Consider the following 9,385-nt stretch of genomic DNA (forward strand, 5'->3'; position numbering starts at 1 on the left):
CTCCGGTTCCGCTTCGCTCCACCTACGACCGGCAATGGCAGCGGAGACGACAATGCACTAACTAACAACCCGGACCACCCCGTGGGGGCTGCTCAGATGTCAGGGCGCAGCCGCTGTTCGTGGATGCCGCCAATGCGTCGGCGCTCGGTCTGATCCTTAACGAAATCCTGACCAACGCAGTCAAGCACGCCTTTACGAATGGCCGGTCGGGACATTTGAGTCTTGTGGTCCAGGGAAGTGATGATCACGGGACCATTCGCATATGCGATGACGGACCCGGCATGCCCTCTGCCGCCCCTGGCAGAAGTATCGGCACTTCACTGATAACCCGCCTCGCCCGTCAGGCTCATGCCGAGGCGACTTGGGAGGACAATGCGCCCGGAACGTGTGTGACGATCACATTTCCGCAAACCGGGGTAGGATCATGACCAACCGGCTGGACGTCCTGATCGTCGAAGACGAGATGCTCCTTGCGATGGACATCGAGGCCATGGTCGAGGACAGCGGCCACCGTGTGCTGGCGGAAGCCGCAAGCCTTCAGGATGTCGAAGCGTTACCCGGCGACCTCAATCCTCAGCTTTCATTCGTCGATATACATCTGGCGGATGGCTCGAACGGTCTGGATGTGTGCCGCTACATACGGGCGCACTGGCCCGACGCACTGATCGTTTTCGTCACTGCTAATGTATCGAAGATACCCCCAGACTTTTCTGGCGCGCATGGCGTGATAGCCAAACCTTTTTCGCATGCAGGCGTGGTCACCGCCATCAATTACCTGGCTAATGGTGTGTTCGATCCACCGCCCAGCATGCCGCGCCCGGCAAGTTTGATCGCTTCACCGCACCTTGAAGGAAGATGGTCTACCTCAACCGGCTAGCCCGATTAGGACATCGCCCAAATTGACCGCTTTCGAGACCTAGCGATTTAGCATCTGTTTCCAACGACGTGACGGACGCCCGAAGCTATGTAAAAGCCCCGATTGACCGACCTTTTTGGGAACGTTGGTGGAACAGCGAGTGAAGCTCGGGCTCAGCACCTTCTCCGCTGCTAATGTGAATGGATGGCAGAAAGTGGGAAGCCGAAAAAAGGCCGCGAATGGCCGGAACTGGGTCACAGCGCCGGCCCGGTTCAAGCAAGGCGGTGCGGTCACCGCGACTATTCGGATACGCCAGTCACGGCCGAAAACAAGCAAGAGCGGCACAGACGACCGCACCTACAGATCGATCCCCGCCGTTCTGGCCTCCAGATGGCGAATTCGCACGCGTAGATCGGCCAGTGTGCTATGACTATCATTCGCGTCCTACTCAGTGACTGATCGATTAGGGCGGCGCCGGGCATGGTAATTGCGACCCCCGTACCATCCCGCGACGAAAGAAGCAGCGAGTGCTAGTGTCACGATGTTGCTGAAGGCGACGATAACGGGCGCAAACTCCATGGTTACGGATCTTTCTATTCGTAGCGGAGCGCAGTGATCGGCTTGGCGCGGGCGACGCGAGTGGCGTGGCCGGCGACCGTCACGATGGCAATGACGAGCGCCAGCAGACCCGCAAGAAGGAACGGCAGCGGCGTCAGCGCGATGCGGTCGTCGAAGCCGTTCAGCCAGGCCCGCATGGCCCACCAGGCCAGCGGCCAGGCGATGATGTTGGCGACCAGCACGGGCTTGGAGAATTGCCACACCAACAGCCGCACGATGTCGCGGGTGCGCGCGCCCAGCACCTTGCGGATTCCAATCTCCTTCGTGCGGCGCTCGGCCGTGAAGGCGGCGAGCCCGAAGAGGCCCAGGCAGCCGATCAGCACCGCAAGCAGGGCGAAGCCGGCGAACATCGTGCCCAACGCCTGGTCGGCCCGATAGAGCTCGGCCGCCGCGTCGTCGGCGAACTGCGCCTCAAACGGCACGTTGGACACTACCCGCTTCCACGCCGCGCCGATCCGCGCCATCACCGCCGCGGGGTCGGGATCGGCGAAGCGCACCGTCAGGAAGCTCAGATTGGCGTCGGTATGGTAGAAGGCCGTGGCATCGAGCGGCTCGCGTACGCCGCGGAAGCGTGGGTCCGCCACCACGCCCACGATCGTCGCCGGCTGCGAGATATCGTTGAAGCCGTTGATGCCGAGGCCCACCGTCTTGCCGATCGCGGCGGCCGGAGTGGCGACGCCCAGCTTGGTTAGCGCGGAAGCGGTGACGACGATGTTCATCCCCCGCTCGAACAGCTTCTGGCTGGCCTCTGGATCGTCGATCATGGTCGCATCGTCGAGCGCGCGGGTCTGCGACAGCGTGCGCCCGGCGAGCAGGTGCATCCCCATCGTCTCGAAGAAGCCGTAGCCCACGCGGTAGACGCCGATGTCGTCCGCCGGCCGCCCGGCCTGGACGAGGCTGGTCGACGATCGCATCGGGGTGTTCATCGCGATCGACGTCAGTGCGACCTCTTCGACGCCCTTCACTCGGCCGATCTCCTGCTCCAGTGCGGCGATCGACGGCGTCACCTGCGCACGGGTCATGTTGGCGATCTGGATTATGCCCTCGCGCCGGAAGCCAGGATCGGCCGACAGCGTGTGGCGCATCTGCGCGAAGACGATCGCGGTCGCGGCGATGAGGCCGATCGAAATCGCGAACTGGCAGACCACCAGCGCGTTGCGCAGCCGGCCCGATCCGGGCGTGTCGGCGGCCGAGCGGTTGGCCTTCAGCACCTGCGCCGGTTGGAACCGGGTCAGGTAGAAGGCCGGATAGAGCCCGCCGACCAACCCGACCAGCAAGGTCAGGCCGATGGCGGGCAGCAGGATGCCGTCGGCGCCGAGATAATGGAGCGGGATACTGGCGTCGAGGAACTGGCGCAGCCAGGGCAGTCCCAGCTCGACCAGGCCAAGGCCGACCAACGTCGCCATCGTCGCCACGATCAGTGATTCGACCAGGAACTGCGCGACCAGCTGCCGCCGCGACGCGCCCAGCACCTTGCGCAGCGCCACTTCGCGCGCCCGCTGCGAGGCGCGAGCGGTGGCCAGGTTGGTGAAGTTCACGCAGGCCATGAACAGGATGAGGACAGCCAGAATCGAGAAGGTCGTGATCGTCGTCCATGACATGCCGCTCCCCGAGGGGCCGCAGCACGCGCCGCTCAGATGAATATCGGGCAGCGCGACCAAGCGGAACTTCGCGTTTTCGGCCTGGCGCACCAGCTTGCCGTCGACGGTCTCCTTGGGCGCATTGCGGTCGGCCCAGGCCTGCATCTGCGCGTTGATCGGCGCGACGTCCGTGCCAGGGCGCAGCCGGACGTAGTTATAGCCGTTGGTCCAGCCCCAGTTCGTATCCTCACCCGGCGACAGACGATCGGCGGTGAACAGCGCGAACATTGACGCCTGGTTATGCGAGTTGCGCGGCGGATCGGCGACGACCGCGGTCACGCGATAGCTGATCTGCTGATCTCGCTTCAGCATCGTCAGCGTCCGCCCGACCGCATCGGTGGTGCCGAACAGCGTCACCGCGCGCTTAGCGCCGACGACCAGGCTGTTCGCGTCGCGCAGTGCGGTCGCAGCGTCACCGTGGATGAAGCGCTGAGGGAAGACCTTGAAATAGGCCGGCCCGACCAGGCTCACTTCGGTCCGCAACGGCTGGCCGCGTTCAAGCGCGATCATCGAGGTGTTCTGCATATAGGCCGCAGCCACGACCTGCGGGAAATCCTTCACCATCGCCGGCCCGGTTACATAGGGCGTGCTCTGCTGCGTCGCGTCCTTGCCGTTGCGCAGGGCGACGAACGTCTCCTGCAGCTGGTAGACGTCGTTGCCCCCGGGCACGGCTCGGTCGTAGGAAAGCTGGTCGCGCACGTAGAGCAGGATCAGCATCGCGGCGGCCAGGCCCAGCGCCAGGCCAAATACGGTGATCGCCGCATAGGTGCGGTTCTTCAGCAGCGCGCGGGCGCCGGTGGTCAGATAGTTGCGCCACATGGCCGCATCTCCCCTGGGTCAGGCTGCGCGACGGGTCTGGACGAGGACGCGGCCGTCGAGCATGTCGACGGTACGCCCGGCATAGGCGGCGTGCGCGGGCGAGTGGGTGACCATCGCGATCGTCGCGCCTTCCTCGTTCAGCGTTCGCAACATCCGCATCACCTCGTCCCCGTGCGCGGTATCGAGGTTGCCGGTCGGCTCGTCGGCCAGGATCAGCTTGGGCTCGCCGACGACCGCGCGGGCGACCGCGACGCGCTGCTGCTGACCGCCCGACAGCTGGCTGGGACGATGCCGTGCGCGGTGGGCGATGCCCACCTTGTCCATCACTGCGTCGACCTGCTCGCGCCGCCTCGACGCCGGGATGTTGTGGTAGAGCAGCGCGAGCTCGATGTTCTCGCGCACGGTCAGCTCGTCGACGAGGTTGAAGCTCTGGAAGATGAAGCCGATCGCCGATTTGCGGAGGTCGGACAGCGCGGTTTCGCCCAGCGTCGCGATTTCCTGCCCGTCGAACAGGTACGAACCAGACGTCGGGCTATCGAGCATGCCGATGATGTTGAGTAGCGTCGACTTGCCGCAGCCCGACGGTCCCATGATCGCGACGAATTCTCTGCGCGCGATGTCGAGGTGGATACCATCGAGAGCGGACGTCTCCACCGTGTCGGTGCGATAGACGCGCGAGAGATCGGTCATGCGAAGCATCGGTGGGAAGCCCTTTCAGTCGGCGGATAGGTCGAGCCGCGTCTTGTCGACGAGGCCGGTATAGGGAGAGGTGACGACGCGCTCACCGCGATCGAGCCCGTCGAGCACCTCGATTAAGTCGCTGTTGCGGCGACCCAGGCGCACGCTACGCTTCTCGGCCGATCGGCCGTCGGGCGCGACCACGAAGACCCAGGCGCCGCCGGTGTCGTTGTAGAAGGCGCCGTTGGGGATCAGCCGCGCGGGCGCGGGATCGCTTAGCGTCAGCTTCGCCTGCATCGTCTGCCCGCGCTGCAGCGCCGGCGGCTCGCCGTTGGTGAAAATCAGATCGACCTCGAACGTGCCGTTCTTCACCTGCGGATAGATTTTGGCGACCTTCATCGGGAAGCTCTTGCCGTTCCATTCGATCGTGGCGGTCTGGCCGATCGCGACCCGGCCGAGGTAATATTCGTCGATCGAGGCGACCAGCTTCGACCGGCCGACGCTGTCGATCTGGCCGATCCGTGCGCCGCGCGCCATCGATTGGCCTAGCTGGACCTGAAAGGCGGTGAGCTGCCCGGAAACGGGCGCGCGCAGGTTGAGTGCGTCCAGGCTGCCGCGTGCGATGTCCAGGCTGGCGTTGAGCGACTGGGCGGAGGTGCGCAGCTGCGCGAGCTGGCTGCTCTGCAACTGTTCGTCGGTCGCCTGCGCGGCGCGCAGCACCGCTTCGCGCTGGCGCTGATAGGCATAGTCGTCGGCGGTGTCCTTGAACGTGCGGCCGGCGACGAAGCCCTTGGCGGCGAGCGGCGCCTGCATCTCGTACAAGCGGCGCGCCTTGGTCGCGGCCAGGTCGGCCTCGATCCGGTCGCGTTCGTTCTGGTTGCGGCTTTGCGCCAGCGCCAGTTCCTGGCTGCGCATCGAATTGATCTGCTGCGTCACTTCGGTCTGGCGGGCGAGAACCGACAGTTGCAGGTCGGCGTTCGACAGCACCGCCAGCAGCTGGCCCTTCACCACGGACGCGCCGTCCTCGACCAGGATGCGGTCGACACGGCCGCCCTCGACCGCGTCGAGGAACACGGTGACGAGCGGCGTGACGCGGGCGCGCAGCGGCAGGAAATCCTCGAAGCGGCCATCGGTGACCGTCGAGACGGTCAGGCGCGACGCGGCGATGCGGCGGCTGTCAGCGGCGGGCGCGACCAGATAGATTCCGATCAGCGCCAGCACGGCGACGGCCGTCAGCGCGGCCAACCTCGCCCGGCGCGGCAGCCCGCGACGGGCGACCACCCGGTCCATGCCGTGACCGCTGACCGCGCGGGGGGCATCGTCCATCGTCATCGCTCGATCCATCCGTCGACCTCCCGGCCGGGGTGTCGCAAGGCGCGTGCCAGCCGTGCGCAGAAGAGGGGTGTGCGCTTGAGGCACCCGCACTGTGCGATCCCGCACAGCGCGCTGTGCGCCTCCGCACGTTTCAGCGCTGAGCGGCCGCGGTGACCGTATGGGCCGTGGCTTGAGCGGGCACGGGGAGGATCGTCACATAGAAGACGAGCAGTGCGGCCGAGACGATCGCGGCGGTCATATGGGCGGTGCGAGTGAGCATGGTGGAAGTCCTTTCGACACGGCGGGATGCCGACGCCTTTCCCACAGCAGCGATCGTGCCAGTTTCAAAAGTCAAGCTATGTCAGTGGCTTGCCTAGGCGCCGCCGACCGGCCACCACCCGCTGCGTTCGCGACCGCACAGGCCGCCGTGCGATGCCGCACACATTGCGCCGTCGAAGCTGGCACGATTTCTGTTTAGCACGGGGCAAACGACGATCCTCAGCGGAGCCGCGATGCCCTCGTCCCGACCCTATGCCCTGGCGCTCGTCATCGATGACGACCCCGACATCCTCGTCGCCGCGCAGATGCTGCTGCACGATCTGTTCGACGACGTGGTCACCGCCGCTTCGCCCGATGCGGCGATGGCGAGCGTCGCCCGATCGCCCGACGTCATCCTGCTCGACGGCAATTTCGCCCGCGGCGCCACCAATGCCGCTGAGGGCTTCCGCTGCCTCGACGCGATCCTGGCGACCGATCCCGATGCCGCAGTGGTGCTTATCACGGCGCACAGCGGAGTGCAGGTCGCGGTCGAGGCGATGAAGCGTGGCGCGACCGATTTCGTGTCCAAGCCCTGGAGCCACGACCGGCTGCTGACGACGGTGCGGACCGCCGCCAATCTGCGCCAGTCGCGCCGTCAGCTTGGCCAAGGCGAGGGCGCCAGGTCGCAAGGCGCCGCCGCTGCGCCGACCGCCGCGGCGCTGTCCCTGCTCGGCGACAGTCCGGCGATGCGCCGCGTCCATTCGCTGATCGCGCGCGCCGGGCCAACGCAAGCCAATGTCATGATCCTGGGCGAGAACGGCACCGGCAAGGAACTCGTCGCCCGCGCGATCCACGCCGCCTCGCGCCGCGCCGCCGCGCCGCTGGTGACGGTCGATCTGGGTGCGGTGGCCGAGACGCTGTTCGACAGCGAGTTGTTCGGCCATGTAAAGGGCGCCTTCACCGACGCGCGCGGCGACAGCATCGGGCGGCTGCGCGCGGCCGATGGCGGCACGCTATTCCTCGACGAGGTCGGCAACCTGCCGCTTCACCTCCAGCCCAAGCTGCTAACCGCGCTGGAGCAACGCCGGGTTACCCCGGTGGGGTCGAGCCGGTCGGAAGCGATCGACGTCCGCGTGATCGCCGCGACCAACCTCGACCACGCCCGGCTCGCCGACGACCGGGTGTTTCGCCAGGATCTGCTGTTCCGCCTCAACACGGTCGAGATTGAATTGCCGCCGCTGCGCGAGCGGCGCGAGGACATTCCCGCGCTGCTCGCCCATTATCTGCGCCACTATGAGCAGCGCTATGCCGCGCCCGAGCGCGCGCTGCCGCCCGAGGTGTTGGCAGCGCTGGTCGCGCACGATTGGCCGGGCAACGTTCGCGCGCTGCGCCACGCCGCCGAACGCGCGGTGATCCTCGCCCCAGGCGACGCCTATCAGATCGACGACTTCCCGCTGGGGCGCGGCGCGGCGGTGGCGCCGGTGGTCGCCGCCCCGCCGCCGGCGCCCGCGCCGGCCGGGCTCAACCTCGACCGGCTGGAGCGCGAGACGGTTGAGGCGGCGTTGCGCAAGCACAGCTACAATATCTCGCAAGCCGCGACCGAACTCGGCCTGTCGCGCTTCGCCCTCTACCGCCGGATGGAGAAGCATGGCCTCTGACCGTCATCTGCCGGGCCTGCTGGCACATCTGGTCGCGATCGCGATCGCCTGGGGTGGCGTTACCTGGGCCTGGACGCGTCCCGACAGCTTGACGCTGCTGCTGTTGCTCGCGCTGCTGTTCGCCGCGCTGATCGGCTCGCTGCTGCGGTTCCTTGGCCGTCACGACCGCGACCTGTTGCGCTTCGTGGAGGCGGTCGGGCATGGCGACCTTTCCCAGCGCTTCGGCCCCGGGCCGGTCGCCGAAGCACTAGACCGTGCCACCGTACGGTTGCGCGACGAGCGGCAGGTGGCGGGCGAGGATGTCCGCTTCCAGCGCGCCTTGATCGAGAAAACGCCGGTGCCGCTGATCACCGTCGATGCTGAGGGGGTGGTTAAGCTACTAAATCAGGCCGCCCGGGGGCTATTCCGCGATGGCGACGGTCAGCAGATCGCGACGCTGACCGGCGCCGGTTCTCCGCTGGCGCTCGCCTGCGATCCGGCGACGGGGCGGCTCGGGCGCACTCTGCTGTCGTTCGACACGCGGGCCGGGCACCACCGCGCTATCGTGACCATCACCGATGTAATCCGCCCCCAGGCGCCTGTCCGCCTGGTCGCCATCGCCCCGATCGGCGGCGAACTCGATGCCGCAGAAGTCGCGGCACAGGCCGATCTGGTGCGTGTGCTAACGCATGAAATCATGAACTCGATGACCCCCATCACCTCGCTCGCCCGATCGGCGGCGACGCTGATGGGACGGATCGCCACACCCGACGACCATGTCCGCGATGCCCGCCGCGCGATCGACATCGTCGCCGACCGGGCGGAGGGGCTGCTCGGCTTCGTCGCCAGCTATCGCCGCTATGCGACGCTGCCGATGATCGCGCGACGCCGCTTCGATGCCGCCGCTTGGGCGCAGTCGGTCGTCGCGCTGTTCCGAGAGGCAAGCTTCGGTCGGTCGGTTGAGGTCGAACTGGCGGTCCGGCCCGAGGGGCTGGATCTCCACGCCGATCCGGAACTGCTGCTCCAGGCGGTTCTGAATTTGCTGAAGAACGCCGCCGAAGCCGGCGCCGACCGGGTGACGCTGGAGATCGAGGGGACCAACGACCGCGTCGCGATCCTCGTTCAGGATAACGGACCCGGCATCGCCGACGATGTGCGCGCCGACATGTTCCTGCCCTTCTTCACCAGCAAGCCGACCGGCACCGGCATCGGCCTGTCGCTCGCAAGACAGGTCGCGGTGGCGCATGGCGGTGCGATCAGCGCCCTTGATGCACCTGGGAAGGGCGCGATCCTGCGGCTGGAGTTGTGGCGCGATTGAGCAGATTTGGCTATCGCAAAGACTGCACACACCGGCGCCAGTGGTGGCGGGTGCGACCGGCATCGACATCAGTGCGGAGGGTTACGCAGGGTCTAACGGCGCTCGACAAACCGATTGCCCACTGGCCGTCCTTGCAGACTGCCATGAACGAGTGTCCGTGTGTGGACGCCCCGTCGGATACAAGGGGGTGTTCGGAAGATTGGATCGCGCAGGTTCAGGTGCTTCCGTGTGTCCGGCCTGTTGATGC

General features: G+C 66.6%; 8 protein-coding genes. 4 read left to right on the forward strand and 4 right to left on the reverse strand.

The window, feature by feature from the left end; translation table 11 throughout:
* Positions 1-119 precede the first annotated feature (119 nt).
* Positions 120-428, forward strand: a complete 309-nt coding sequence (locus GGQ80_RS18165) for a sensor histidine kinase (RefSeq protein ID WP_343051096.1) — start codon at positions 120-122, stop codon at positions 426-428.
* On the forward strand, positions 425-877 hold the full coding sequence (locus GGQ80_RS18170) for a response regulator (RefSeq protein ID WP_183987513.1): 453 nt from the start codon (positions 425-427) through the stop codon (positions 875-877). The genes GGQ80_RS18165 and GGQ80_RS18170 overlap by 4 nt, the downstream gene beginning before the upstream one ends.
* Before the next feature lie 572 nt (positions 878-1,449).
* Here GGQ80_RS18170 and GGQ80_RS18175 read toward each other — a convergent pair.
* The 4 genes from GGQ80_RS18175 to GGQ80_RS18680 all read right to left on the reverse strand — a co-directional run bounded on the left by GGQ80_RS18175 (position 1,450) and on the right by GGQ80_RS18680 (position 6,205).
* Positions 1,450-3,933: an ABC transporter permease gene (locus GGQ80_RS18175; RefSeq protein ID WP_183987515.1), complete on the reverse strand. Its 2,484-nt coding sequence runs from the start codon at positions 3,931-3,933 to the stop codon at positions 1,450-1,452.
* An 18-nt stretch (positions 3,934-3,951) separates the two neighbouring features.
* Positions 3,952-4,632: an ABC transporter ATP-binding protein gene (locus GGQ80_RS18180; RefSeq protein ID WP_183987517.1), complete on the reverse strand. Its 681-nt coding sequence runs from the start codon at positions 4,630-4,632 to the stop codon at positions 3,952-3,954.
* A gap of 15 nt (positions 4,633-4,647) precedes the next feature.
* On the reverse strand, positions 4,648-5,955 hold the full coding sequence (locus tag GGQ80_RS18185; protein WP_246347209.1) for an efflux RND transporter periplasmic adaptor subunit: 1,308 nt from the start codon (positions 5,953-5,955) through the stop codon (positions 4,648-4,650).
* Between the two features lie 121 nt (positions 5,956-6,076).
* Complete coding sequence (locus tag GGQ80_RS18680) at positions 6,077-6,205, reverse strand: hypothetical protein (RefSeq protein ID WP_281375509.1); 129 nt, start codon at positions 6,203-6,205, stop codon at positions 6,077-6,079.
* Positions 6,206-6,437: 232 nt separating this feature from the next.
* Here GGQ80_RS18680 and GGQ80_RS18190 point away from each other — a divergent pair, with 232 nt between their 5' ends.
* Together GGQ80_RS18190 and GGQ80_RS18195 are read left to right on the forward strand one after the other, a co-directional pair.
* The gene (locus GGQ80_RS18190; RefSeq protein WP_183987519.1) at positions 6,438-7,841 is read left to right on the forward strand and encodes a sigma-54-dependent transcriptional regulator; all 1,404 of its coding nucleotides are present in this window, start codon (positions 6,438-6,440) and stop codon (positions 7,839-7,841) included.
* Positions 7,831-9,138 (forward strand): sensor histidine kinase, encoded by a 1,308-nt coding sequence (locus GGQ80_RS18195; protein ID WP_183987521.1) that lies wholly within the window; start codon positions 7,831-7,833, stop codon positions 9,136-9,138. Before GGQ80_RS18190 ends, GGQ80_RS18195 begins: the two co-directional genes overlap by 11 nt.
* The last annotated feature ends 247 nt before the right edge of the window (positions 9,139-9,385 follow it).

It is taken from the genome of Sphingomonas jinjuensis, assembly GCF_014197105.1.
In the GTDB taxonomy this organism is placed as follows: Bacteria; Pseudomonadota; Alphaproteobacteria; order Sphingomonadales; family Sphingomonadaceae; genus Sphingomonas; species Sphingomonas jinjuensis.

What these genes read in the sequence shown, in the direction of transcription:
- GGQ80_RS18170 (WP_183987513.1), top strand. Translation starts at nt 425, where the DNA reads ATGACCAACCGGCTGGACGTCCTGATCGTCGAAGACGAGATGCTCCTT.
- GGQ80_RS18175 (WP_183987515.1), bottom strand. Translation starts at nt 3,933, where the DNA reads ATGTGGCGCAACTATCTGACCACCGGCGCCCGCGCGCTGCTGAAGAAC.
- GGQ80_RS18180 (WP_183987517.1), bottom strand. Translation starts at nt 4,632, where the DNA reads ATGCTTCGCATGACCGATCTCTCGCGCGTCTATCGCACCGACACGGTG.
- GGQ80_RS18185 (WP_246347209.1), bottom strand. Translation starts at nt 5,955, where the DNA reads ATGGATCGAGCGATGACGATGGACGATGCCCCCCGCGCGGTCAGCGGT.
- GGQ80_RS18680 (WP_281375509.1), bottom strand. Translation starts at nt 6,205, where the DNA reads ATGCTCACTCGCACCGCCCATATGACCGCCGCGATCGTCTCGGCCGCA.
- GGQ80_RS18190 (WP_183987519.1), top strand. Translation starts at nt 6,438, where the DNA reads ATGCCCTCGTCCCGACCCTATGCCCTGGCGCTCGTCATCGATGACGAC.
- GGQ80_RS18195 (WP_183987521.1), top strand. Translation starts at nt 7,831, where the DNA reads ATGGCCTCTGACCGTCATCTGCCGGGCCTGCTGGCACATCTGGTCGCG.